We start from the raw sequence: 25615 nt of genomic DNA, 5'->3' as shown, positions 1-25615 counted from the left end.
CATCAGTCATGGATCACTCCGGAGCGAAGCTCCTGCCGTTCTACGTCGTGGTCGACGTGTCGATCTCGATGCAGGGCAGCAAGCTCGCCGCGGCCAACAACATCCTGCCGGAGATCGTCGACGCCCTCGCGCAGCAGCCGATCCTGTCGGACAAGGTGCGCTTCGGCCTCATCGACTTCTCCGACGACGCCGGCGTGCGGCTGCCGCTGTGCGACCTGCTCGACCCGGGCCTGGCCCTGCCCGGCCTGTCGGTGCGCGGCGGCACCAGCTACTCGGCCGCGTTCACCACGCTGCGCCACGAGATGGAGGCCAACATCGCCCAGCTCAAGGGCGACGGGTACGTCGTGCACCGCCCCGCGGTCTGGTTCATCAGCGACGGCGCTCCGACCGACCCGGAGCCGGCCTGGCGGCAGGCGTTCGCCGACCTGACCACCGCCAAGGCGTACCCCAACTTCATCCCGTGCGGCGTCGACCAGGCCGACCTGCGAGTGATGGGCTCGCTGATCCACCCGTCGGACGGCAACAAGAAGATGGCGCTGTACATGATGGAGAAGAACACCGACCCGGCGAAGGCGATCACCGCCATGGCCGAGATCCTCATCTCCAGCATGATCCAGTCGGGCCACAGCCTCGCCGGCGGCGGCACCGGCACGATCCTGCCGTCGAAGTCGAGCCTGCCGGCCGGCATCAAGCAGTATGACCCGGACGACTTCGTCTGATGGGCGGCAAGACCCTGCCGGTCTACGTGCTGGTCGACCTCGGCGACCCCGACAGGCCCGACGTGACGACGTCGATCAACGCGTTCTGCCAGACCTTCGTGCAGGACCTGCGCACGGACCCGGACCTCGCCGACCAGGTCCGGCTCAGCATCGCGCACTTCGGCGAGACGCTGAGCTCCTGCCTGTCGAACGTCCTCGTGAAGGACGCCGCCGACCGCACGCTCCCCGCCGGGGGGCCCCGCTCCTACGCGATCGCCTTCCACATGATCGCGAGCTGGATCACGGCGGACCGCGACCGGCTGCGCTCCAGCGAACCGGACGTGCCGGTGGCCCATCCACTGGTGCTCGTGCTCACCCCGCGCCCGCCGGTGCCCACCGACGAGTGGCGCAGCGACTTTGCCCGGCTCACGAAGATGCATCCGCAGATCGTGGTCGAGCCGATCGCTCTCTACGAGGGGCATCCGTGGTCGGACGCGCTGCGGTATCCCCTCGAGGGTCGCCATGCGCTGACCCCGCGCGAGTCCCAGGACCCTGCGCCCGCGGCCTTGGCCGCGGTGCGGGAGTACGCGGCGTTGCCACCGCCCAGTCCCCACCCGCGGCGGACCGTCGCGCCGCCACCGCCGGCGCCGGACTGGGAGGGGTCCTTCACGCGGTACCGCATCGGGGAGCCCGGTGCGGCCGCGGCGGTGAAGCCGCGGCCCGACCCGTCGGAGTGGGACCGGCGCGACACGGTGCTCGACGGCGTGTACATCCGCGACGACCTCGACCAGGACCGGGTGCAGCTGCGGGCGGCCAGCGTCCGCGGCTTGGCGCACCGCTTCGCCGGCACCGTGCGCCAGGACGAGTACGCCTTCCGCCGCACCGACGACGGCCGGCACCTCGTCCTCGCCGTGGCCGACGGCGTGTCCAGCGGCCGGCTCTCGCACCAGGCGGCGGCCCTGGTCTGCCGGCTCGGCACCAAGCTGGTGGCGGCGAGCCTCGCCGTGAAGCCGCCCGAGGAGCTGGACTGGACCGCGGTCATGCTGCAGCTGAGCCAGGAGATCCGGCGCATCGCCGCGGGGCTGCTGCAGATCGCGGAGCCGACGCACGACGAGGTGGTCGAGCAGATGGCGGCGACCGCGCTGTTCGGCGTGCTGGAGCTGCGCCCGCCCGACGGCGGCAACGACCTCGTCGCGCACGTCGCCGCGGTCGGCGACTCGTCGGCCTGGGTGCTGCGCGCCGACGGCTGGGAGCCGCTGCAGGCGGTCAAGAACAGCGACGGCGTCGTGGCGACCTCCGTGACCCGGGCGCTGCCGCTGCGCTCGGTCAAGGCCGAGGTGACGGCCCGGCCCGTCATCGTGGGCCGGGGCGAGGCGCTCGTGCTCATGAGCGACGGGGTCGGCGACCCGATGATGGACGGCACCGGCCCGGTCGGGAGGGTCCTCGCCGAGGCGTGGCGGCGCCCGCCGGCGCCGCTGGACTTCGCGGCGCAGGTCGACTTCCTGCGCAAGACCCACGACGACGACCGCACCGTGGTCGCGGCGTGGGTGGAGTAGCCGGCATGGACGTCGTGGAGTACCGGCGGCTGGGCCGGATCGGCGCGCTCATCGGCAAGGGCGGCCAGGCGAAGGTGTACCACGCGCCGGAGGCACGGCTGCCCGGCGTGGCCGAGGGCCTGGTCTACAAGGAGTACGAGCCGGGTCAGGGCCCTGGGCAGGGACTGCGCCCGCTCGTGCGCTTCCGCAACAGCCTCGAGCGGTCCGCGCAGGCGCGCCTGGACGGATGCACCGCCTGGCCGCTGTGCGTGGTCGAGGACGGCGAGCGGGTGCGCGGCATCCTGATGCGCCACATCCCGCCGTCGTTCATGCAGACGCTGAAACTGCCGGGCACGGGCCGGACGGTCACGCGGCCCCGGGAGGTACAACATCTGCTGGCGCCGGCGGCACACGTGCGGCGCATGGGGATGGCGGTGCCCGACCGTGCACAGCGGATGGCCGTGTGCCTGGGGCTCGCCGAGGCGCTGTACCTGCTGCACGGCCACGGCTTCGTCTACGGCGACCTGAACGCCCGCAACGAGGTCTACTGCCTGGGCGGGCAGCCGTCGGTGCTGCTGGTGGACTGCGACGCGGTCCGCAAGCGCGGCTCGGCGCAGGTCGTCGCCCAGCTGGACGCGCCGGACTGGGACGCACCCGAGCCGCTGCTGACGCCGGCCTCCGACCGGTACAAGTTCGGGCTGTTCGTGCTGCGCTGCCTCGGCACCGAGGGCCCCCAGCTGTCCACGACGCGCGAGCTGGCCCGGGCCGGCGCGGCGCTGGACGCCGAGGGCCAAGGGCTGCTGCGCCGGGCCCTCGGCGCCGACCCGGCCGGCCGGCCGGACATCGCGGACTGGGGCCGGTACCTCCACTTCCGCCTGACCGGCCGGCGCGACCCGGCGCTCTTCGCCGCGCAGGTGCCGCAGCCGCGCCGCGACGACACCACCTCCACGCCGGGCTGGCGCCGCGACGGGACGACCGGCAAATGGGTCCCGCAGTAGCGCCACGGTGCGGGGTCTGCGGCGGGTGGCCGCAGGGCGGGTACCGCATGTCGATGCGGGGCGACGTGGCCTGCGTGACGCACGCGGTGTCGGCGCAGTGCATGTTCTGCGCCAATACCCACCCCGAGCCGGCGCCGCGCGGCTGGGCGCCGTTCGCCGCCGGCATGATGCGCTGCCCGCGCTGCCTCGACGGGGCCGTGGAGACCCAGCTCGACGCGCGGCGGCGGCTGCCGGTGGTGCGCCGGCAGCTCGCCGGGATCGGTCTCGAACTGCCCGAGCGCGTCCTGGTCCGGGTGGTGAGCCCGCAGGAGGCCGAGGCCACCGCCGGGCGCCCGGAGTCGGGCATCCTGCTCGGCGTCACCGAGCAGGTGATCGGCGGCCCGGCGGGCGCCCGGACGATCGAGATCAGCGTGGTGTCGGGGATGCCGCCGACGTACTTCGGCCGCGCCGTCGCGCACGAGGTCGGCCACGCCTGGCTCGCGCTGCGCGGCCGGGCGCCGGTCGGCGACGTGCTGGAGGAGGGGGTGTGCGAGCTGTTCGCCTACGCGTGGCTCAAGCAGCACGGCAGCCCCCTCGCCCGGGCGTTGCGGGAGCAGTTCGCGTCCAACCCCGACCCGGTGTACGGCGCGGGCTTCCGCGCCGTCTACGCCGCGGTCCGGGCGCACGGCATCGACACCGTCCTCGACGGCGTGCTGCTCACCGGCCGTCTGCCCTAGCCTCGGGCGAGCTGGACGCTCACCCCGCCGGAGAAGGCCGAGTCGTGCAGTGTCAACAGACAAATCAACCGGCCCGTATGTATACTGCGCCCCCGCCGGACGACTTCGCCGGCGAGACGACCCGTTAGGGGAACTCGCTGCGGCCGCGGCCGTGATGAAGTCTTGTCCACTCATGTGCGGAAAGAAGGTTTCGCAATGCGTGCCCGGCCCGAGGCGCCCGACGGACTGCGGCAGCACCGCGACTGGCTCGCCCTCATCGACGTCGAGGGCCCGTTCCTGAGTCTGCCGGTGCTCCGGGCGACGTGGCCGACGCTGGACCCCCTGGACAAGGGTGCCCGGGAGCGGCTGCGTGCCGCGCACGCCACGTGGCAGGACGATATCGCCGCCGGGCAGGCGGGCTGGGTCGGTCACGTGCTGCGGGAACTGCTCGGCTGGGGCGACGCCCTGCACCTCGACGGCCTCGACGACCTCACGGTCCGCGTCCCGGAGCACGACACCGACCTCGCCCCGTCGTTCGCGCTCAGTGAGGCCGGCAGCGTCCGGGTGCTGGGTGTCGTCTGCCCGCCCGGGCAACGGCCCACCGCGCGCGTGCCCGGCAGCACCTGGGGCGCCACACCCGCGGACCGGCTCGCTCACCTGTGCCGCCACCACGGCGTCGAGCTGGGCCTGGTCACCGACGGCCGCTGGTGGGCGCTGGTCTGGGCGCCGCGCGGCGGGGTGACCGCCACCGCGGTCTTCGACGCCGTCGCGTGGCCCGAGGCCGCCCAACGCGACGTGGTGCGCGCGTTCGTATCGCTGCTGTGCCGGCGGCGGTTCTTCGGCGTGCCCGACGCCGAGCGCCTGGTGCCGCTGCTGCGTCGCAGCCTCGACAATCAGGAGGAGCTGACCGAGGCGCTCGGCGTGCAGGTCCGCCGCGCCGTGGAGCTGCTCGTCGCGGCGTTCGGGCGGGCCGACGCGCGCGAGCGGGAGCTCGGCGGGCGCGGGCTGGAGCTGGTGACGGCGCACGAGGTGTACCGCGGCGCCGTGTCCGTCATGATGCGCCTCGTCTTCCTCCTCTTCGCCGAGGAGCGGCGGCTGCTGCCGTCGGACAACGAGCTCTACGCCACCGAGTACGGCGCCGGGCGGCTGCGCGCCGGGCTCGAGGACCGGGTCGCCGAGGGCAGCGAGGAGGACCTGGAGCACACCTCGGCGGCGTGGCACCGGATGCTGGCGCTGTTCGACGCGGTGTACCACGGCATCGCCCATCCCCGCCTCACCATGCACGCACACGCCGGCTCGCTCTTCGACCCCGGCGCATTCCCGTGGCTGCCGCAGTCCGTCGACGACCGCACGGTGCTGCACATGCTGCGCGCCGTCCAGCGGGTCGAGATCGGGCGGGGCCGCGCCCGCGAGGTGCGCACCGTGAGCTTCCGCGCCCTCGATGTCGAGCAGATCGGGTACGTCTACGAGGGCCTGCTGTCCTTCGAGGGCCTGCGCGCCGACGGCGTGGTCGTCGGGCTCGACGGCCGCGAGGGGCGCGCGGAGGAGGTGCCGCTCAGCGTCCTCGAGGCCCTGCCGTCCGCGCCGCCGGAGCTGGCCGCCGCGCTCGCCGAGCGCTACAAGGACTCCGGCATCGGCTCCCCGGCCGCGCTCGCCAAGCGCCTCACACCGCTCGGCGCGGTCGAGCGCGCGGAGGCCCGCAGGAAGCTCCTCGCCGTCACCGGCGGCGACCACCCCCTCGCGGAGCGGCTGCTGCCGTACTTCGGCGTGATCCGCGACGACCTGCGGGGCCTGCCCACCGTCATCCTGCCCGGCGCGTTGTACGTGACCGAGTCGGCGCTGCGCAGGAACACCGGAACGCATTACACGCCGCGGTTCCTGGCCGAGGAGGTCGTCGAGGGCGCCCTCGAGCCGCTCGTCTACGAGCCGGGTCCGCTGCAGACGGCCGACACGGCCCAGTGGCGGCGCAGATCCTCCAAGGAGATCCTGGCGCTGAAGGTGGTCGACATCGCGATGGGTTCGGCGGCGTTCCTGGTCGCCGCCGCCCGTTATCTGGCCGGGCACCTCATGGAGGCGTGGTCGGCGGAGGGCGTCGAGCAGCCGCTCGTCCTCGACGCGCACCGGCAGGTCATCGAGCACTGCCTGTACGGCGTCGACATCAACCCGATGGCCGTGGAGATGGCGAAGCTGTCGCTGTGGCTCGTCTCGATGTACCCCGAGCGGCCGTTCACGTTCCTCGACGACCGCCTGGTGGCCGGCGACTCGTTGCTGGGGATCACGGATCTGGGGCCGGTGGAGTCCCTGGAAGCCGACCTGTTCGGTTGGGCAGCGGGGGTGGCGCCGCTGGTGCACGAGGTCGCCGAGACCCGGCGGGCGATCGCCGGGGTGGGGGAGGGTGACCTGGTCCGTAAGCGGCAGCTGCTGGACGAGGCGGCGGGGCGGGCCGAGCGGTTGCGGGTGTTCGCGGACGTGCTGGTGGGTGCGGCGCTGGCGACCGGCGGCCGGGCCGCCGCTTATGTGGAGGGGGCGCTGGACCAGCGGCAGGAGTGGTTGGCGACCGACCATGTGCCCGGGTCGTTTCCCCGGGAGCCGTTGCATTGGCCGCTGGTGTTTCCGGAGGTGTTCGAGGGCGGCGGGTTCGACGCGGTGATCGGCAACCCGCCGTTTCTCGGCGGCAAGAAGATCAGCGGTGCGCTGGGCACCGCCTACCGCGAGCTGCTCGTGGAGACGCTCGGCCGGGGGGTCCGGGGCAACGCCGATCTGGCCGCCTACTTCGTGCTGCGGGCACACGACGTGCTTGCCGAGCACGGGCAGACGGGCCTGGTCGCCACCAACACCCTCGCGCAGGGCGACACCCGGGAGGTCGGCCTCGACCAGCTGACGGCCGGCGGCGTCACCATCCGGCGGGCCGTGAAGAGCAGGCCTTGGCCGTCGCGGTCGGCCGTGCTCGAGTACTGCGCCGTCTGGACGAGCCGGGCCACCACGGTCGAGCCCGGCGTCACATCGTCGCTGGACCCGGCGTCGCGGACCGCGGGCAACGCGCACCGGCTCGCCGCCAACGCCGGGCTGTCCCACATCGGCTCGCTGGTGCTCGGCATGGGCTTCACCCTGACGCCCGAGGCCGCCGAGGCGCTGCTGCGCAAGGACGAGCGCAACCGCGACGTGCTCGCGCCCTACCTCAACGGCCAGGACCTCAACTCCCGGCCGGACTGCAGCGCCAGCCGCTGGGTCATCGACTTCCACGACTGGAGCGAGGAGCGGGCGCGGGAGTACGGCGACTGCTACGAGCAGGTGTACCGCACCGTGAAGCCCGAACGCGACAAGAACCAGCGCAACGTGTACCGCACCAGGTGGTGGCAGTTCGCCGAGAAGCAGCCCTCGATGCTGCGCGCGATCGCACCCCTCGACCGGGTCGTCGTCATCGCGCTGGTCAGCAAGACGGTGATGCCCGTGATGGTGCAGACGGGCAACGGCACAGTCTTCGCGCACAAGCTGGCCGTCTTCGCCACCGACGACCCGGCGATGCTCGCGCTGCTCAGCAGCGCCCCGCACTACTGGTGGGCGGTCGGGCGCAGCTCCACGATGAAGGCCGACCTCAACTACTCGCCGACCGACGTCTTCGGGACCCTGCCGCGCCCCGAGCCGACCGGAGAGCTGCGCGAGCTCGGCGCGCGGCTGGACCGGCGCCGCCGCGAGATCATGCTGGACCGCGCCGCAGGCCTGACCGCCACCTACGGCCTGGTCAACGACCCCGGCTGCCACGACACCGACATCGCCGAGCTGCGCGCGCTGCACCGCGACATCGACGCCGCCGTGTGCGCCGCCTACGGCTGGGACGACCTGACCCGCCACGGCCTCGACCACGGCTTCCACGCCACCGGGCCCTACACCCGCTACACCGCCGGCCCGGCCGCACGGCGCGAGATGACCGACCGGCTGCTGGAGCTCAACCACCGCCGCTACGAGCAAGAGGCGGCGGCGGGCCTGCACGACAAGCGCCGCGGCACCGCGCGCCGCGGCGGCGCCGGGCGGCAGGAGGCAATGTTCTGAGGCGTGGTTCGGCCACGACACCTGGCTGGACCGGCCCGTGGCGCTCAGGTTCGTGCGGCCGTCCGACGAGCATCTCGACGCTCCCGGCCTGGCAGAACGGCCGATCGGTCACCGTCGGACCGGCCACTATCCTGTGCCGGTGCACACCGACGCCGAGCACGAACGCCTCCTCACGCTGTATCGCCGCCGTGTCGCGGGTTACGCCGGCGTCGACGACGAGTTCCGCCGCCGGTGGGCCGACTGGTGCCGCCGCCTGCTCGGCCTCGGCGGCGAGCTGGTCGTCCCGCCGCCGCGGCCGGACACCGACCTCGACGCGCTGCTCGACGGGGCGAGCCCGTACGGCCCGGCCGCCCGTTGCGTGCCCGGCGACGACAACGCCTGCCACGAGAACGTCGCCGTGCTGTGGACCGACGGCGCCGTCGCCGCCGTCGGCACCGGCTACGCGCTGTCCGACGACGGCCTCTGGCGCAGCCACTCGTGGGGCGTCGACGCCGACGGCACGGCCGTGGAGACGACGGTCGAGCGGGTGGCGTACCACGGCATCGCCCTCACCGGCGTCCCGGCCCTGCACTTCGCGGTCGGCAACGCCGGCAACCACGTCAAGAAGGTCATGCGCGCCCCCGGCCCCCGCGCGCGGGAGCTGATGGCCCTGCTGGTCGAGGCGCGCCGCCTCGCCACCGGCGCATGACCGACGACGAGCTGATCGCCGCCGCCCGCGCGGCAGCCGCCGCACACGGCCGGGAGGGCCTGACGGAGGCGGCGGTCGTGCGGCGGGCGCCCGAGGCCGCGGTGCTGCTGTCCGACCCGGCCTACGCCCGCGGCGGCGGCCTGCTCGTCGTGATCGCCCCGGCGACCGGCACCGTCATCCGCGTGGTCCCGCAGCTGTAGCCCGCCCGAGCGACTCGATCAGGTCGCACAGGTCCCGCAGGTCGGCGCGGAACTCCTCGCCCCACGGCACCGCGGTGTCGAGGTGGGCGGCCAGGGCATTGTGGCCGGGCAGCTCCTCCGGCGGCAGCTGCGCGCGGCGGGCCGCCGGGTCCATGGTGCCGTCGCCGAAACGCCCGCTCACCTCGGACAGGGTGTGTCCGATCACGAACGTGCTCAGCATCCGCTCCACCCGTGGGACCTGCACCGGGGGCACGCCGGCGACCAGCAGGGCGGCGTAGGCGGCGTCGACGATGCGCATCGCGGCGGGGCTGATCGCGGGCCGGGTCAGCAGCAGCGGCAGCACCGCCGGGTGACGGGCGGCGACCTCCCGCAGCCCGTACGCCAGGTGCTCCACCGTCTCCCGCCAACCCAGCCCCGGCGGCGGGGCCGGGATCTCCGACAGCAGGCGGCCCACGACGGCGTCGAGGAGCTCGTCCTTGCTGCGGAAGTACCCGTAGAGCGCCATCGGGGTCAGCCCCAGCCGTTGCGCGACCGTGCGCATCGACAGGGCGTCCAGCCCGCGCTCGGCCGCGACCGCCAGGGCCGCGTCCAGGATCTCCGGCCGCCGCGAGTCCTTGAGCTTCCGCACGCCGTCAGTCTATGGTGTATATCAGTCGGTATACGGTGTAGACCGGGGGTGTCGCGGTGCTCCATGCGGACGGTGTGACGAAACGGTTCGGGACGGCGGTCGCGCTCGACGGGCTGAGCCTCGACGTGGCGGCGGGGGAGATCGCCGGGCTGGTCGGCCACAACGGCGCCGGGAAGTCGACCTTCGTCGACGTGGTGTGCGGGCTGCTGCGCCCCGACGCCGGCACCGTGCGCGTCGGCGGGCGGGCGCCGAGTGCGGCGCGCGCGGACATCGGGGTGGCGCCGCAGCACATTGCGCTGTACCCGAGCGCCACGGCGGCCGAGCACCTCGCGTTGTTCGGGCGCCTCGCCGGCCTGCGCCGCCGCGCCCTCGCCGCCGCCGTTGCCGAGGTCGTCGACGCGCTGCTGCTCGCCGACTTCCTGGACCGCCGGGTCGGCCTGCTCTCCGGCGGCCAGCAGCGGCGCGTGCAGGCGGCGACCGCGTTGCTGCACCGCCCGGCCCTGCTGCTCCTGGACGAGCCGACCGCCGGCGCCGACCCGCAGACCCGCGAGTCACTCCTCGCCGCCCTGCGCCGGCGCGCCGCCGACGGCGCCGCGATCCTCTACGCCACGCACTATCTGCACGAGCTGGCCGACCTCGGCGCCACGATCGCGGTCGTGCGGCGCGGCCGGATCATCGCCCGCGGCACCAGCGCGCAGTTGCTCGCGGGCCTGCCCAGCGAGGTGCGGCTGCGCGCCGAGGGCGCCGACGAGGTGCGGGTGCGCACCACCGACCCGGCCGGCGCCCTCACCGCGCTGCTGGATCGCGCACCCGGCACCCTGCGCGAGGTCGACATCCGCAAGCCGTCGCTCGACGACCTGTACCGTTCGCTGGCGGGCTGAGCGATGACGGACTCCCTGCTGCGGATCGCCGCCCTCGCCCGGCACAACGCGGTGCTGCGCCGACGCGACCCCGGCCAGTTCCTGAGCTACCTCGTCATGCCGATGCTGCTCATGTCGGTGCTCGCCCCGGTGTTCCGCCGCGCCGCGGCCGGCGGCAGCGCCCAGGTCGTGACCGGCATGCTCGTCATCTACTCCACTCTCGCCCTGTCCATCGTGGGCACCGCGACTCTGGCCGAGCGCGTCTGGCACACGTGGGATCGCCTGCGCGTCACGCGGGCCGGCGGCGCCGAGCTGCTGCTGGGCAAGACACTGCCCGCGTACGCCGTGCTCCTGCTCCAGCAGGCCGCCCTGCTCACCTACGGCGCCGTTGTCGTCGGCGCCCGGCCGCACGGGCCGGCCGCCTACGGTTTGCTGGCCGTTGCCGTCGCCGTGTGGAGCGCGACCTTGCTCGCTGTCGGCAACGCGCTCGCGGCGGTGGTGCGCAGCTTCGGCGAGCTGGGCGCCGCCTGCGACATCGGCGCTCTCGCGTTCGCCACCCTCGGCGGCGCGCTGGTCCCCACGAGCATGTTCCCGGCGTGGCTGCGCCCCGCGGCGCCCGCCTCGCCCGGCTACTGGGCGCTGTCGATGCTGCAGGCGGCGATGCGCGGCGACGTGCACCGCACGCTCGTCCCGGCCGCCGTGCTCCTGATCGCCGGCCTTGCCGCCGGCGCCTTCGCCGTGCGTCGCCTCACCCGCGCACAGGGCCGCACGACACTGCTCTGAGCAACGGTGCCGTCACGAACACGCCCCACGCACCGAAGCGGCGACGCCCCGAACATGTTCGTCACGAACGCGCCCGCAGGGCGGGCGCGGCGGTGTCCCCGAACATGTTCGTCACGAACGCGCCCGCAGGGCGGGCGCGGCGGTGTCCCCGAACGTGTTCGTTACGAACCTGGCCGCGCGATGAGCGCGGCGGTTTGGCCGAACATGTTCGTTGCGAACGCGGCCCGGCGGTGGGTGCGGCGGTGTTTCCGAACGTGTTCGTTACGAACGTGGCTGCACGAGGAGTGCGGCGGTTTGGCCGAACATGTTCGTCGCGAACGCGGCCGGGCGGTGGGTGCGGCGGTGTTTCCGAACGTGTTCGTTACGAACGTGGCTGCACGAGGAGTGCGGCGGTGTGACCGAACATGTTCGTTGCGAACGTGGCCGGGTGCTGAGGCCTGGGGGAACGGTGGCGGCTCACCCGCGTGACCGCGCGCTGAGGCCTTGAGAAAGCGCTTTCCTGCAACTAGTTGCATGAAAATTTCAGGCGCGAATGCCGCAAATCGGGGCAGGTGGTTGCCCACCGATCGACGCCGTCCTATCCTCGCGGGCAGGAAAGCGCTTTCCTCCGCCAGGGCGGCGCGGCTGCGAACCGAGTGGAGTCGGCTCGTGGCGAGATATCCGAGACGAGCGGTCCCGAGGAAAGCGCATTCCCAGATCCCCATCTGCAACGACGAAGGTGAGGCAAGGGATGAGGCGAGCAGTCGCATGGCGACTCCTGCCGACACTGGCCGCGGTCGCGGTCGGCGTCGGTGTCGTGGTGGTGCAGGCGATGCCCGAGGCGTCGGCCGCGACCGGCGGCGTGACCGGGTACGCGACGCAGAACGGCGGCACCACCGGCGGCGCGGGCGGGCAGACGGTGCGGGCCACCACCGGCACCGCGATCCACCAGGCCCTGTGCAGCCGGGCCAGCAGCAGCACCCCGATCATCATCCAGGTCGAGGGCACGATCAACCACGGCAACACGACGAAGGTGTCCGGCAGCAGTTGTAACACCGCCGAGGACAAGATCGAGCTCAAGGAGATCAGCAACGTCACGATCATCGGCGTGGGTAGCGGGGCGGTCTTCGACCAGCTCGGCATCCACATCCGCGACTCGAGCAACATCATCATCCAGAACGTGACCGTCCGGAACGTCAAGAAGTCGGGCTCGCCCACGTCCAACGGCGGCGACGCCATCGGCATGGAGAGCACCGTGCGCAACGTCTGGGTCGACCATGCCACGCTCGAGGCGTCCGGCGGCGAGGACCAAGGCTTCGACGGGCTCTTCGACATGAAGGATGACACGCAGTACGTCACGCTGTCCTACAGCATCCTGCGCAACTCCGGTCGCGGCGGGCTCATCGGCTCCAGCGAGAGCGACCTCGGCAACAGCTTCATCACGTTCCACCACAACTCGTACCAGAACATCGACTCCCGCACGCCGCTGCTGCGCGGCGGTACCGCGCACATCTACAACAACTACTACGTCGGGCTCACCAAGTCCGGCATCAACTCCCGGGCCGGCGGCAAGGCGCGCGTCGACAACAACTACTTCAAGAACTCCGCCGACGTGCTCGGCACGTTCTACACCGACGCGGCCGGCTACTGGCAGGTCAACGGGAACATCTTCGACAACGTCACGTGGTCGGCCAAGGCGAGCGACAACAACCCCGCCGGCCCGAACCCGACCTCGAACACGAGCGTCAGCATCCCGTACTCGTTCGCGCTCGACCCGGCCAGCTGCGTCCCCGACGTCGTCACCCGCACGGCCGGCGCGAACACGGGCCTGCAGGTCTCCAACGGCAGCTGCACGCCGACCAGCCCCACCGGCGGCCCGACCGGCGGCCCGTCCTCGTCGCCGTCCTCGCCGCGCCCGTCCTCGCCGGCCCCGTCCTCGCCCACCGCGACGCCGGGCGGCACCAACCTGTCCATCGGCGCCGGCTCCGACGGCTCCAGCAAGGCCAGCGGCACCAGCTACGGCGACGTACGCGACGGCGACATGAGCACCTACTGGTCGCCGAGCGGCACGACCGGCTCCATCTCCATCAAGTGGGGCTCGGCCACCGCGATCTCGCGGATCAACATCCGTGAGGCGTCCGGCGCCACCGGCAACATCCGCAACTGGCGGGTCCTCAACGGCGACACCGGCGCCGTGCTCGCCACCGGCACCGGTGCGGGCGTCATCTCCTTCGCCCGCACCTCGATGAACAAGGTGACGTTCGAGATCACCAGCGCGACCGCCGCGCCGCGCGTCGCCGAGTTCGAGACCTACGCGTAAGCGTCTCGGGTCAGTCCGGCACGGGGTCGCCGCGCAGCGCGCCGATCCCGTGCCGGGCCGCGGCGCCGATAGCCCGGTTGATGTCCTCCTGCCGGCGGAACGGTTCGAGGGCGCGGGTGAACACCGCGACCGCGTAGGACGACCCGTCCGGGTACTCCACGGCCGCCACCTCGTTGCGTACCACGCCGATGAGGCTGCCGCTCTTGGCGCTCACCCGTGCCTCGTCCCCGAACGCCGACAGTGTGCGGTCCCGGTTGACCTGCGCGCCCATGAGCCGGCGGGTCTCGGCGCACGCGGCCGGTGGCGCCGCCTCGTCGCGCCAGATCATCCGGATGAGGGAGCCGAGCTCACGGGCCGTGGTGCGCGATGCGTGCTCCGGGTCGACCTCCCGGCTCGCCGCCATCCGCGCCCGGTCCAGCGAGCGCAGGCGCTCGGCCGGGCCGAGCCGCCCGGCCTGCGCCTCGCTCAGCGCCTCCCAGGTCGGGAAGCCCAGGTCCCGCGCGGTGCGGTCGATCATGGCGCGGATGCCGCCGAGCACGACGGTCCCGCGCAGCCCCAGTGCGCGCAGGCGGGCGTTGACGGCGTCGAGCCCGACCGCGTCGAGCACGGCGTCGGTGGCCGCGTTGTCGCTGACCGACATCATCATGAGGGCGAGGTCCCGCAGCGACATCGTGACGTCGTCGCGCAGCACCGACAGGCCGCTCGGCCCCGGCGTGCGGCCCGCCGCCGGCACGGTGACGGCCCGTGCCGCGTCGATCCGGCCCCCGGCGGCCTGCGCGGCGAGCTCGAGAGCGATCGGCAGCTTCAGCACCGAGGCGAGCACGACCGTCTCGTCGGCGTCCACGTGCAGCTCGCCCTCGGCGTCGATGCGCTGCACCGACACCGACCCGGCACACCCGGCTGCGCGGAACAGCTCCGCGATCCGTGCCTGCGGCCTCACGTCACCCCCTCGGACGGCCCGTCACGTCGAAGAGACACGCGGACCCGGGTCGCCCCCCGGACGGTCCGCCACATCCTAGGCGGCCGCCCTGATAGGGTCTGAGGGCATTCCAGCGTGATTCAGCCAGCGCAGACGTTTGGAGTGCCGCGTGGTTCAGATCCTCCCCGAGGTGTCCCGGACCCTCAACGAGTACCTGCTCGTGCCGAACCTCACCACCGAGGACTGCGTCCCCGACAACGTCGACCTGTCGGCCCCGATCGTGCGTCACCCGGTGGGTGAGATCTCGCCGCTGCGCATCGCCGTGCCGCTGGTCAGTGCGATCATGATGGCGGTCTCCTCGCCGCGGCTGGCCATCGCGCTGGCGCAGACCGGCGGGCTCGGGTTCATCCACCAGAACCAGGACGTGGCCGCGCAGGCCAAGCAGGTCGGCGCGGTCAAGCGGCACAAGGCCGGGTTCCGCCACTCCGACATCAACATCAAGCCGTCGGCGACGCTGGGCGAGGTGAGCCGGCTGCTGCGCGCCGCCGAGCGCGACATCGCCGTGGTCACCGAGGACGGCACCGGCACCGGACGGTTCGTCGGGCTCATCGCCACCACCGACTTCCACCCGCAGCGCCACGACCTCAACGGCACCGTCGAGTCGCGGATGCGCCCGGCGCACCAGCTCGTCACGGCGCCGACGACGATCTCGCTCTCCGACGCCAACACCATGCTGTGGGACCACCGCCTCGACCTGCTGCCGGTCGTCACCGCCGAGGGCCACCTCGCCTCGATCGTGCTGCGCCGCGACTACGAGCTGCACAAGCAGTTCCGCAACGAGTCGATCGACGACGACAAGCGCTTCCGGGTCGGCGCCGGCATCAACACCCGCGACTACCGCGACCGCATCCCGGCGCTGGTCGAGGCCGGCGCGGACGTGCTGTGCATCGACTCCTCCGACGGCTACTCGGTCTGGCAGCAGCGCACCCTCGCCTACGCCGCGCAGGAGCTCGGCGGCGTGGTCCCGGTCGGCGCCGGCAACGTCGTGGACGGCCGCGCGTTTCGCTACCTCGCCGACGCCGGCGCCGCGTTCGTGAAGGTCGGCATCGGCGGCGGCTCCATCTGCATCACCCGCGACCAGAAGGGTATCGGGCGCGGGCAGGCCTCCGCGCTCATCGACGTCGTCGCCGAGCGCGACCGCTACGCGCAGGAGACCGGCGTGTACGTGCCGATCTGCTGCGACGGCGGCCTCCTCGCCGACTACCACATGGCCGTCGCCCTGGCCCTCGGCGCCGATTTCATCATGCTCGGCCGGTACTTCGCCCGCTTCGACGAAAGCCCGTCCAACCTGGTGAACCTCGACGGCCAGATGTTCAAGGAGTACTGGGGCGAGGGCTCGCAGCGGGCCCGCAACGTCACCCGCTACGACCAGGCGGAGACGGAGCTCGCGTTCGAGGAGGGCGTCGACGGCTACGTCCCCTACGCCGGCAGCCTCTACCCGAACATCGCCCGCACCACCGCGAAGCTGCGCGCCACGATGGTCAGCTGCGGCGCTACCACCCTGCCCGCCTTCCACCGCGACGCCGTGCTGGTCCAGGTGTCCCAGCAGAGCTACCAGCAGAACGGCGCCGAGGTCCGGCTGCGCACCGGTGAGCGTGACAGCGGTCGATAGGCGTTCCTTATTTCGGGTCTTGACATAAGGGCCCCCGCCATAGATGGTCGTGCAGTTCACGGCTGGCGGGGAGGTGGGCATGCTCCGGCTCGTGCTCGGTGCGTTGCGCGGGCGGCCCGCCCAGGCGTTCGCGGTGTTCGCGCTCGGGGTGCTGCTGTGTGCCGTCGCCGCAGCCGGGCCGCAGTTCGCGGCCGCCGCGGTGGCCCGGGCCGCGGCCGCCGACATCGACGCGGCGCCGGGGGAGCAGCGGCTGCTGACGGTGCACCGCAAGGTGCCCGGCGGCGGGGATCCGGGCGCTGCGTTGGCGGGCTTTCGCCGTACCACCGAGGAAACACTGGGACAGCAGGACGATCGGGCCGTCCTCGGGCTGACCAGGATGCTCACCAGCATCGCGGGCTCCGCCCGGGCCGTTGCCCTCGCCTACCGCGAAGGGGCGTGCGCGCACCTGCGCATCACCGGCGCCTGCCCGGGCGCGGCGGGCGAGGCCGTGGTGAGCGCGCACACGGCCAACACGCTCGGGCTGCGGGCGGGGGACCCGGTCACGCTGCGCACCGACGCCGGGCTCGAGGTGCAGCTGCGCGTCACCGGCACCTACGAGCGCGCCGACGAGTCGGGCGGCTACTGGGATGAGCCGATGTTCGGGCCGGGGCGGATCGCGGCCGGCGTGGAGACGCTCGACCCGATGTTCGTCGGCTTCGCCACGTTCGCCGATCCGCACCTGGACGAGGCGACCGCCGTGTACACCGCACCGCTGCCGGTCTGGCTCGTCGGCGGGCCGAGCGCGGGCGCGGCCGCCGAGCGGCTCGCCGCGACGCAGCGCGCGCTGCGGGCGGCCGGGCTCGAGCTCGTGCCGCCCGGGCCGGACCTGCTGCGGGCGGTCGACGCGGACCGGGCGGCCGCGCGGCGCGGGCTGGTCGCCGGGTGGGTGCAGACGCTCGCGCTGTGCTGGCTTGCGCTCGCCGTCGTCGGGCGGTACACCGCCGGCGACCGGCGGCTGGACGTCGCGCTGCTCAAGCTGCGCGGCGCCGGACGGTGGCGCATCGCGCGGCTGGTCATCGGCCAGCACCTGGTGCCGCTGCTCGCCGCGGCGCCCGCCGGCGTGCCGCTGGGTGTCCTCGGTGCCCGCGCGATCGCCGGGGCGGGCGTGCTGCCGGCCGACGCCCGGGCGGTTGCCGGGCTCACCGCGGCGGCCGTCGCCGGCGTCCTCGCGGTCGCCCTCGTGCTGCTGGCGCTGGGCGAGGCGCCCGCGTTGCGCGCGCCGGTCGCCGCGCTGCTGCGGCGGGTGCCCGCGCGAGGGACGACCCGGCGGCGCGCGACGCTGGACGTGATCGTGCTGGCGGTGGCGGCCGCGGCGCTGTACCAGGCGCGCGCGTCGGGGCTGTACGACATCGGTGCGGCGGCGCCGGCCCTCGTCGTGCTCGCCGTCGCCGTGCTGCTCGCCCGGCTCCTCGCGGCCGGCGCGGGCCGGCTGGGCCGCGGCGCGCTGCGGCACGGGCGGGCGCGCCTCGCCCTCGGTGCGCTGCGCTTCTCCCGCGGGCCCGGGCTCGACCGCATCTTCGTGCTCATGGCGGTCGCGGTGGCGCTGCTCGGGCTGGCCGCCGAGGGGGTCGCGGCCGGCCGCGAGCGCCGGGCCGAGCGGGTCGCCGCCGAGCTCGGCGCCGGGCAGGTGCTCGGGGTCCGTGCGGCCAACGCGACCGCGCTGCTGGCGGCGGTCCGCTCGGCCGACCCGGGCGGGCGCACCGCGATGGCGGTGACGGTGGACCGCGTTGTGACGCCGCCCGTCCTCGCCGTCGACGCCGAGCGGCTTGAGGCGGTCGCCGACTGGCGGGCGCAGTACGGGCCGGCCGGCGCGGTGCGGCCGCCCGGGCCGGCCGTGGAACCGCTGCCGCTGGTGCGCGGCGCGGCGCTCGCGGTCACCGCCGCCAACGGCTCCGCGCATCCGCTGCGGCTCGTGCTGAGCCTGCGACAGACCGGCGCGGGCGGGGACGTGAGCGTCACGTTCGGGCCCCTCGCGCCCGGCGAGCACCGGGTGTCCGCACCGGTTCACGGCTGCGAGCCGCCGCCCGGCTGCCGGGTCGTCGGGCTCACGCTCGCCGGCGCCGCCGACCCCGGTCCGGACGGGCGGCCCGTCCCGCCGCCCGCGGACAGCTCGCTGACCGTGCGGGAGCTGCGGCAGGAGGCGCCCGACGCGGTCATCCTCGACGGCGCGAGCCTCGGCGACCAGCGCCGGTGGCGCGGCGCGGCGGCCGGCCCGGCCATGGGCGTCGGGGCCCGCCGCGGCGCGTTGACGCTGCGGATCCCCGTCGCGGCGGACGACGGGGTGATCTTCGACAACCATGCGTACGTCGTCGACGCCGGCTCCGCCGTCCCGGTGGTCCTGGCCGGGCCGGCGCCCCAGGCGTGGCTGTCCGGCGAGCCGGCGCTGAGCCTGCTGAGCGCCGCGGGCGTGCGGGTGCGGGTGGCCGCCACACCCGCGCTGGTGCCCGTCCTCGGGCCGGCGGGCGCGCTCGTCGACCTCGACGCCGTGCTGCGGGCCGCGCCCGACGCCGGGCTGCTCGGGGTGGCGCAGGTGTGGATCGCCCGCGGTACCCCGGCGGCGGGCGTGGACCGGATCGTCGAGCGGCTCGCGGCCGCCGGGGTGAGCGTGACCGGCTCCGAGACCGCCGCCGGGCGCCTCGACCGGCTCGCCGGGGGCGGTGTCGCACTCGCCGCCGGCTTCCAGCTGCTCGTGGCCGGCGCCGGGCTGGCGCTCGCCGCCGTTGCCGCCGCGGCGGCGGTCGGCGCGCAGCAGCGGGCGCGGCTGCAGCAGTGGCGCGCGCTGCGGACCCAGGGGCTGCCCGCGGGCGCACCGGCGGCCGCGGAGGCCGGCGGGCAGGCGGCGCTGGCCGGGCTGGCCGCGATGGGCGGCGTGCTCGTCGCGGCGATCGCCGGGCCACTCACGGGCGCGCCGGACGTCGCCGACGACTGGTCGTGGCTGCCGCCGCCGTCGGCGCTGCGCCCATCCGTGCTCGGCGGCGCCGGCCTGGTCGCCGTCGCCGTGCTGGCCGCCGCATCGGCGATCGCACTCACCGCGTTCGCCAAGCGCCTGCGCGAGCAGCAGGAGGGCGGGCGATGATCTCGCTGGTGCTCGCGATGCTGCGCACCCGCCGCGGCCAGGCGGCGACGCTGGCGTTGCTCACGCTCGTCGTGGTGGGCGCGACCGTGGCCGTGCCCGCGTACCTGCGCGCGGTCGACCGGGCCGTGGTGCACAGCGAGGTCGCGCAGGCCGCGGCGGGGGAGCGAACCGTCGCGCTCGAGGCCGTCGTGGGGGATCGCGACTCGGGCTCCGTCGACATCTCCGGCGTCGCCGGCGCGCTGCTGATGCCGGGGTTCACTCAGGTGTACTCCGCCGAGTTCCCGGCCGTCGGCATCGAGCCCGAGCCGCGCGACGCCAGCCGGGTCACCTACCGCCAGGACGTCTGCGCGCACCTCACCCTGCTGGCCGGGCGGTGCCTGCTCGGCTCCGGCGAGGTGGTCCTCGGCGAGCGCACCGCCGCCCGGCTCGGCCTCGGCGCCGGCGACCCGATCGGCCTCGCGTTCGCGGTGGCGGGCAACTCCCCGGCCGGGCAGATCTACCTGGCCCTCGGGCCGGCCACGCCGCTCACCGTCGCCGGCGTCTACCGGCCGGCCGCGCCCGAGGAGGAGTACTGGGGCCGGCACGACTACTTCGCCGTCGACGCAAACGGCCGCGCCGGCGAGCCGGTCTTCGCCGACGCGGCCACCGTCGGGCTCATCCCGCGCACCACCACCATCCTCGCCGTCGACGCGACCGCCGCGCCGGCCACGCTGGACGCCGCGCGGCTGGGCCGGCTGCGCGGGGAGCTGGCCGAGCTCAAGACCCGCGCCGCGGGGCTCAGCCAGGCGTTTACCGTCCGCACCGACATCCCCGACCTCCTCGACCGGGTCGATCGCAGCCGGGCGCTGGGCCGCCAGAGCGTGCCGGTCGGCGCGGTACCGCTGCTGCTCCTGGCCTACCTCGTGCTCTATCTGGCCGTCGACTACGGCGTCGAGGGCCGCCGCCCCGAGCTCGCCGTCTTCGCCCTGCGCGGCGGCGCCTGGTGGAACCGGTGGCTCCTCGCCCTGGGCGAGAGCTTCGCCGCCATCGCCGCCGGCGCGCTCGGCGGCTGCGTCGCCGGCCAGCTCGCCGTCGGGGCCATCGCCGCCTGGCGGTTCCCGGGCCTGGGCGTGCCCCTGTTCGACGCGGACGCGCTGCGCCTCGCGCCCGCCACCGCCCTCGGCGCGCTCGCCGTCGCGCTGCTCGCACAGCGCCGGCACCTGTTCAGCCCCGTCGCCGAGCTGCTGCGCCGGGTCCGGTCGCGGGTGCCCGGCCGCCGCGCGCCGGTCGGCGAGATCCTCATCGGCGTCCTCGCCGCCGCCGCGCTCGCCCAGCTGTTCCTCGGCGGTGGGCGGCTCACCGGCGTCGCGATGGCCGCGCCGGCGCTGAGCATCATCGCGCTCGCCGTCGCCGTCGCCCGGCTCGTCGCGCCGTCCGCCGGCGCGCTCGGGCGGGCGGCGCTGCGCCGGGGCCGGCTCGGCGTCGCGCTCGCCGCGCTGCAGCTGGCCCGCCGCAGCGGCCCGCGGCGCCTCGTGCTGCTGCTCGTCGCCTCCGTCGCCGTGCTCGGTTACGCCGTGGCCGGCGCCGACGTCGCCACGAGGGACCGGGACCTCGCCGCCCGGATCGGCACCGGGGCGCACCGCGTCGTCACGGTCGTGCCGGTCACCCGCGAGCACCTGCTGCGCGCGGTGCGCGCGGTCGACCCGGACGGGCGCTTCGCGATGGCCGTCGAACACGTCCCGGCCGGCGCGTCGGGCGAGCCCGCCAAGCTCGCCGTCGACGCCGGCGCCGGGCGGCTCGGTCGCGTCGTGGACTGGCTGCCGCAGTACGGCCGCCTCGACGCCGGACGGGTCGCCGCACTGCTGCACCCGCCCGCGCCCGACCCGGTCGTCGTGCCCGGCGAGGACGTGCGGCTCGACTTCGACGTCGCCGACGTGCGCTCGAACGTGCCGTTCCGCCTCGCCGTGGTGCTCACCTCGCGCACCGGCCGCGGCACCGTGACGCCGACGCTCAGGTTCGCCACCGCCGGCTCGTACACCCTCCGGGAGCGCATCTCGGTCTGCGCCGACGGCTGCCGCCTCGTCGGGCTGCACCTGACCGCGCAGAGCGCCTTCCCGACCGGCTTCGCGCTCGCGCTCACCGTGCACGGCCCGGGCACCGCCGACCCGGCGCACTGGCGGGCGACCGGCGCCACCGTCGCCGCGGCGCCCGCCGGGCTGCTGCTGCGCGTCGACGTGACCGCCGAGTCGCCCGACGGCGCCTGGCTGCAACCGGTCGACGCGCCCTACCCGCTGCCGGCCCTCGCCGCCGGTCCCGCCGCGGCCGGCGGGCCGGTCACCGGGCTCGACGCCCGGCCGGTCGAGGTGCGCGCGTTCGGGCGGGCCGAGGCACTGCCGCGGCTGGGGACGAGCGGGACGATCGTCGACCTGGAGTACGCCGACCGGGTCGCCACCGACGCGGGCAGCGCCACCCACCCGGAGGTGTGGCTCAACGCCGCTGCGCCGCCGGACGTGCTGACCCGGCTGGCCCGCGAGGGGCTCATCGTGACCGGGGACCTCGACGTCGCCGGCGCCCGCCGCCGCCTCGACGCGCAGGGCCCGGCCCTCGCCATGTGGTTCCACCTGCTGGCGGGGGCCCTCGCCGTGCTGCTGGCCGCCGGCGGGCTGAGCATGGTCGCCGGGGTCGACCGCGGCGGGCGCGGCGCCGACGAGGCCGCCCTGCGCGCGCAGGGACTGACCCGGGCGACCGTGCGGCGGGCGAAGCTGTGGACGTACCCGGCGCTGGTCCTCGCCGCCGGGCTGCTCGGCCTCGGCGTCGCCCTCGCCGTGTGGCGGCTCACCGGCTGGGCGCTGCCCGTCTTCGGCGAGGACGTGCCCGGGCTGCCGCTGCCGCGCTGGCCCGGCTCCCTCGCCGTGCCCGCGGCCTGGCTCGTCAGCGTCGCGCTGCTGCTGGCCGTCGCCTGGCGCGCAGGCGGCCGCCGCGAGACGTGAAGGCGGTCAGATGTCGAGGTCCTCGACGTCGGGCTCGTCGCGGATCGTCTGCAGGGCCACCGCGTAGAGCTCCGCCGGCAGCAGCGGCTCGAGCTCCTCGATCGTGTCGACCACCTCGAAGGTGGCGTGTGCCGGGGTGCGCATCCAGGCCTGGTCCGGCGACCAGTCGCCGAGCCAGCCCCGCCACCCGGTCGACCACCGCTTGCTGCGTTCCGCGTTGGGTCCCACCGGGACGTAGAGCTCCGACTGGGAGTGGTGCACGGCGAAGCGGCCCTTGCTGGTGCGGAACAGCGAGTACGTCTCCGTGCCGGACTCCGTCGAGGAGTTCCACTCGCCCAGGGCCGTGCCGAGGAACCGCTTGGCCCCCGCGCGGCCGGGGCCGACCTTCACGGTGATCTCCTCGAAGCCGGCCCGCTTCGCCTCCTCCATGTCCACCAGGCGGCGCAGCGCGGTGACGATCGCGGCCGAGAGGGTGCCGCCGGTGAGCTCCTGCGCGCGCTGCAGCAGCGGCAGGTCGTCGTCGGCGACGTAGATGGTCTTGTTCGGCATGGTCCCCCCACTTTAAGGCCTCGACAATGGTGGGCGCATACGTATACTACTACGTACTACGTACATGTATACGGATACTCGGGAGGGAGCCCGGAATGACCCAGCCGGATTGCGCGGTGGAGGTCGACGACCTCGCCGTGTCGTACGGTGCGGTGCACGCCCTGGCGGGGCTGAGCCTGACCGTCGCCACCGGCACCGTGTTCGGCCTGCTCGGCCCCAACGGCGCGGGCAAGACCACGCTCGTGCGGGTGCTCTCCACGCTGCTGCGCCCGGCACGCGGCCGCGCCCGCGTGCTCGGCCACGACGTGGTGCGCGAGCCGCTGTCGGTGCGCTCGTCGATCGGCCTGGCCGGGCAGTATGCCGCGGTCGACGAGGAGCTGACCGGCCGGGAGAACCTGGAGATGGTCGGGCGGCTGTACCGGCTGCCGAAGGCCGAGGCGCGCCGCCGGGCCCGCGACGTGCTGGAGCGCTTCGACCTCACCGACGCCGCGAACCGCCGCGTCGGCACCTACTCCGGCGGCATGCGGCGCCGGCTCGACCTGGCCGCCAGCCTGACCGGGCGCCCGCCGGTGCTGCTGCTCGACGAGCCGACCACCGGCCTGGACCCGCGCTCGCGGCAGGAGCTGTGGACGATCCTCGACGAGCTGCGCGGCGCCGGGACCACCGTGCTGCTCACCACGCAGTACCTCGAGGAGGCCGACCGCCTCGCCCAGCGCATCGCCGTCATCGACGCCGGCCGCGTGATCGCCGAGGGCACGCCCGGCGAGCTCAAGTCCGGCGCCGGCACCGACGTGCTGCGCATCCGGCTGCACGCACCGGCCGACCCCGCCGCGGCCGCGCCGCTGCTCGAGGACCTCGCCGCCACCGGCGGGGTCGAGGTCGACGGGCCGACCGGCGAGCTGCGGCTGCGCGTCGCCCGGCCCGACGCCACCGCCGAGGCGGTCCGCCGGCTCGACCTCGCCGGCCTGAGCGTGTCGGTGATCCAGCTGGCCCAGCCGACCCTCGACGACGTGTTCCTCTCCCTGACCGGCCACACCGCCGAAGCGACCCCCGTGAAGGAGCCGGTATGAGCTCGCAGACGCTGTCCCTCGCCGCGACGCTGCAGGACAGCCAGGTGATGGCGGTGCGGCAGCTGCGCAAGACGCTGCGCCGCCCGACCTACATCGTCTTCTCGTTCGTGCAGCCCGTCATTTTCGTGCTGCTGTTCCGGTACATCTTCGGCGGCGCGATCGACACCGGCTCCGTCTCCTACGTGAACTTCCTCATGCCGGGCATCATCGTGCAGACCGCCGTCTTCGGCGCCCTCGTCACCGGCCTCGGGCTGACCGAGGACCTCAAGGCCGGCGTGGTCGACCGGCTGCGCTCGCTGCCGATGGCCCGCGCCGCCGTGCTGCTCGGGCGCACCACCGCCGACCTGGTCATGAACGTGCTCACCCTCGCCGTCATGGTCGCCGTCGGTCTGCTGGTCGGCTTCCGCCCGTCGCAGCCCGCGTGGCAGCTCGGCATCGCGTTCGTGCTCGTGCTCGCCTTCTCCTACGTGTTCTCGTGGATCAGCGCCTGGGTCGGGCTGTCGGTGCGCAACCCGGAGACGGCGCAGTCGGCCGGGTTCATCTGGGTGTTCCCGCTGACGTTCGCCTCCTCGGCGTTCGTGCCCACCGACTCGATGCCCGGGCCGGTGCGCGCCTTCGCAAATGTCAACCCGGTCAGCCTCTGCGTCGACGCCGTGCGGGGGCTCACCATCGGCGGGCCGTCGCCGGCGGCGCCGGCGTGGCAGACCCTGGCCTGGCTCGTAGGCCTGCTGGCGGTCTTCGTGCCGCTCGCGGTGCGCGCCTTCCGCCGCGCGTAGCGAGCCCGCGTCAGGGCAGCTCGACGAGGTCGGCCAGGACGGCGCCGTCCTCGGCCAGCCGCCGCGGTGCCGGGCTGTCGTACACCACGAGCAGCCGGCGCCGCTGCGGCGGCCCGACGATCGCGATGCCCTCGGCGTGGTCGTCGCCGTCGCCGAAGGGCAGGTCGAGCTCGCGGCGCAGGTCGTCGCCCCGCACCACCTGCGGCGCGGCGGCGTGGGCCGCGTGGTGCCAGCGGTACACGCGCACCGGCCCGTCGAGGTCCATCGACGGGCCGGCCAGCACCAGCAGGTCCTCGCCGCTGGGGCACATGTCGCGGATGCCCAGGCCGTCGAGGGCCAGCACGTGCTTGCGGTAGCGGGCGCCGTCGTCGAACTCGCGCAGGCGCAGGCGGGCGGGGTCGGCGGGGTCGGTGTACGGCCGCAGCTCCAGCACGAACGCCCAGCCGCGCAGGACCGGGCCGCGCAGTCCGAGGTACACCCGGTCGCCGTGCACCGCGATGCCCTCGATGTCCAGGCCGTTGTCCTTGCCGGGGATCGCCAGGAACGGCGCCAGGTGCGGGTCGTCGCGCAGCAGGTTGCGCAGGTTGTCCTCGCCGCTGAGGATCGCCGCGTGCAGCTTCTGCCCGCCGTCGGCGACGCACGGCACCGGCGTGGGCAGCCCGTCGACCTCGCCGATCGGCAGGCGCACGAGCACCTGCCGGTTGTCCTGGCCCTCGACCCGGGCGAGGCGCTTGAGCGGCTTGACGCCGGCGTGGTGCGGCTTGATCTGCTTGCGGCGCAGGCTGTGCGACCCGACGGCCCACAGGAAGGGCCCGGAGCGGGCGAGGCCCTCGATGTCGGCCTCCTCGTCCTCGTCGGCGCCGGGCAGCGGCACCAGGTCGGCGAGGCGGAAGCTGGTCTCGTCGGTGTACCGCCGGGGTTCGTGCTCGTCGTCGGCGACGAGGCGCTCCACGGTGGCGGTCTCGTCGCCGGCGACCCACAGCACGGGCCCGTCGGCCCGCACGGCCGAGAGGTTGGTGTGGGTGGTGGCCGCGCGCGAGCGCTCGCCGAGGTACAACCGCACGGTTCGTTCGACTGTCACCGCCTCATGGTGACATCAGCGTCACATAGG

At 74.5% G+C, this 25615-nt stretch carries 19 protein-coding genes; 15 read left to right on the top strand and 4 right to left on the bottom strand.

Translation table 11 applies throughout. The features are described 5' to 3' along the window. Positions 1–8 precede the first annotated feature (8 nt). From ABD901_RS15845 to ABD901_RS15815, 7 genes are all read left to right on the top strand, one after another. Positions 9–719 (top strand): vWA domain-containing protein, encoded by a 711-nt coding sequence (locus ABD901_RS15845; RefSeq protein WP_345127338.1) that lies wholly within the window; start codon positions 9–11, stop codon positions 717–719. Continuing rightward, entirely contained in the window at positions 719–2254 is a 1536-nt protein-coding gene (locus ABD901_RS15840; protein ID WP_345127336.1) for a protein phosphatase 2C domain-containing protein, read from the top strand. The genes ABD901_RS15845 and ABD901_RS15840 overlap by 1 nt, the downstream gene beginning before the upstream one ends. 5 nt (positions 2255–2259) lie before the next feature. Beyond that, positions 2260–3231, top strand: a complete 972-nt coding sequence (locus tag ABD901_RS15835; protein ID WP_345127334.1) for a hypothetical protein — start codon at positions 2260–2262, stop codon at positions 3229–3231. 53 nt (positions 3232–3284) lie between these two features. Continuing rightward, a complete protein-coding gene (locus ABD901_RS15830; protein ID WP_345127331.1) occupies positions 3285–3947 on the top strand; it encodes a protein DA1 in 663 nt (220 codons plus the stop codon). A 195-nt stretch (positions 3948–4142) separates the two neighbouring features. Further along, positions 4143–7976, top strand: a complete 3834-nt coding sequence (locus tag ABD901_RS15825) for an Eco57I restriction-modification methylase domain-containing protein (protein WP_345127328.1) — start codon at positions 4143–4145, stop codon at positions 7974–7976. 139 nt (positions 7977–8115) lie between these two features. After that, entirely contained in the window at positions 8116–8664 is a 549-nt protein-coding gene (locus tag ABD901_RS15820; RefSeq protein ID WP_345127325.1) for a hypothetical protein, read from the top strand. Continuing rightward, positions 8661–8864: a hypothetical protein gene (locus ABD901_RS15815; RefSeq protein WP_345127322.1), complete on the top strand. Its 204-nt coding sequence runs from the start codon at positions 8661–8663 to the stop codon at positions 8862–8864. Before ABD901_RS15820 ends, ABD901_RS15815 begins: the two co-directional genes overlap by 4 nt. On the opposite strand, the gene ABD901_RS15810 is transcribed toward ABD901_RS15815, so the two are convergent. Continuing rightward, on the bottom strand, positions 8839–9492 hold the full coding sequence (locus ABD901_RS15810) for a TetR/AcrR family transcriptional regulator (protein ID WP_345127319.1): 654 nt from the start codon (positions 9490–9492) through the stop codon (positions 8839–8841). The genes ABD901_RS15815 and ABD901_RS15810 overlap by 26 nt on opposite strands. A gap of 74 nt (positions 9493–9566) precedes the next feature. On the opposite strand from ABD901_RS15810, the gene ABD901_RS15805 reads away from it, so the two are divergent. The 3 genes from ABD901_RS15805 (at position 9567) to ABD901_RS15795 (ending at position 13434) form a co-directional block, all read left to right on the top strand. Next, positions 9567–10373 carry an ATP-binding cassette domain-containing protein gene (locus ABD901_RS15805; RefSeq protein WP_345127315.1) on the top strand — a complete coding sequence of 269 codons (807 nt, stop codon included), beginning with the start codon at positions 9567–9569 and terminating at the stop codon, positions 10371–10373. A gap of 3 nt (positions 10374–10376) precedes the next feature. Beyond that, the gene (locus ABD901_RS15800) at positions 10377–11135 is read left to right on the top strand and encodes an ABC transporter permease (protein ID WP_345127311.1); all 759 of its coding nucleotides are present in this window, start codon (positions 10377–10379) and stop codon (positions 11133–11135) included. A 730-nt stretch (positions 11136–11865) separates the two neighbouring features. Beyond that, the gene (locus ABD901_RS15795) at positions 11866–13434 is read left to right on the top strand and encodes a pectate lyase family protein (protein WP_345127307.1); all 1569 of its coding nucleotides are present in this window, start codon (positions 11866–11868) and stop codon (positions 13432–13434) included. A gap of 10 nt (positions 13435–13444) precedes the next feature. Here the strand turns inward: ABD901_RS15795 and ABD901_RS15790 are convergent, their stop codons facing one another. Further along, positions 13445–14374, bottom strand: a complete 930-nt coding sequence (locus ABD901_RS15790) for a serine hydrolase (protein WP_345127305.1) — start codon at positions 14372–14374, stop codon at positions 13445–13447. Positions 14375–14522: 148 nt separating this feature from the next. Between ABD901_RS15790 and ABD901_RS15785 the strand changes: the two genes are divergently transcribed. The 3 genes from ABD901_RS15785 to ABD901_RS15775 all read left to right on the top strand — a co-directional run bounded on the left by ABD901_RS15785 (position 14523) and on the right by ABD901_RS15775 (position 22109). After that, entirely contained in the window at positions 14523–16025 is a 1503-nt protein-coding gene (locus ABD901_RS15785) for an IMP dehydrogenase (protein WP_345127303.1), read from the top strand. Positions 16026–16104: 79 nt separating this feature from the next. Then, the gene (locus ABD901_RS15780) at positions 16105–19140 is read left to right on the top strand and encodes an FtsX-like permease family protein (protein WP_345127302.1); all 3036 of its coding nucleotides are present in this window, start codon (positions 16105–16107) and stop codon (positions 19138–19140) included. After that, positions 19137–22109 (top strand): hypothetical protein, encoded by a 2973-nt coding sequence (locus tag ABD901_RS15775; protein ID WP_345127299.1) that lies wholly within the window; start codon positions 19137–19139, stop codon positions 22107–22109. The genes ABD901_RS15780 and ABD901_RS15775 overlap by 4 nt, the downstream gene beginning before the upstream one ends. Positions 22110–22115: 6 nt before the next feature. Here ABD901_RS15775 and ABD901_RS15770 read toward each other — a convergent pair whose 3' ends face one another. Then, a complete protein-coding gene (locus ABD901_RS15770; RefSeq protein ID WP_345127292.1) occupies positions 22116–22658 on the bottom strand; it encodes an EXLDI protein in 543 nt (180 codons plus the stop codon). Positions 22659–22753: 95 nt separating this feature from the next. On the opposite strand from ABD901_RS15770, the gene ABD901_RS15765 reads away from it, so the two are divergent. After that, on the top strand, positions 22754–23728 hold the full coding sequence (locus tag ABD901_RS15765; protein WP_345127288.1) for an ATP-binding cassette domain-containing protein: 975 nt from the start codon (positions 22754–22756) through the stop codon (positions 23726–23728). Then, a complete protein-coding gene (locus tag ABD901_RS15760; protein WP_345127283.1) occupies positions 23725–24504 on the top strand; it encodes an ABC transporter permease in 780 nt (259 codons plus the stop codon). Before ABD901_RS15765 ends, ABD901_RS15760 begins: the two co-directional genes overlap by 4 nt. A 10-nt stretch (positions 24505–24514) precedes the next feature. Here the strand turns inward: ABD901_RS15760 and ABD901_RS15755 are convergent, their stop codons facing one another. After that, positions 24515–25585 carry a DUF3616 domain-containing protein gene (locus ABD901_RS15755; RefSeq protein ID WP_345127279.1) on the bottom strand — a complete coding sequence of 357 codons (1071 nt, stop codon included), beginning with the start codon at positions 25583–25585 and terminating at the stop codon, positions 24515–24517. Positions 25586–25615: the final 30 nt, after the last annotated feature.

It is taken from the genome of Dactylosporangium darangshiense, from assembly GCF_039537565.1.
Lineage (GTDB): Bacteria > Actinomycetota > Actinomycetes > Mycobacteriales > Micromonosporaceae > Dactylosporangium > Dactylosporangium darangshiense.
This window is presented reverse-complemented; position numbering and strand designations above follow the sequence as displayed.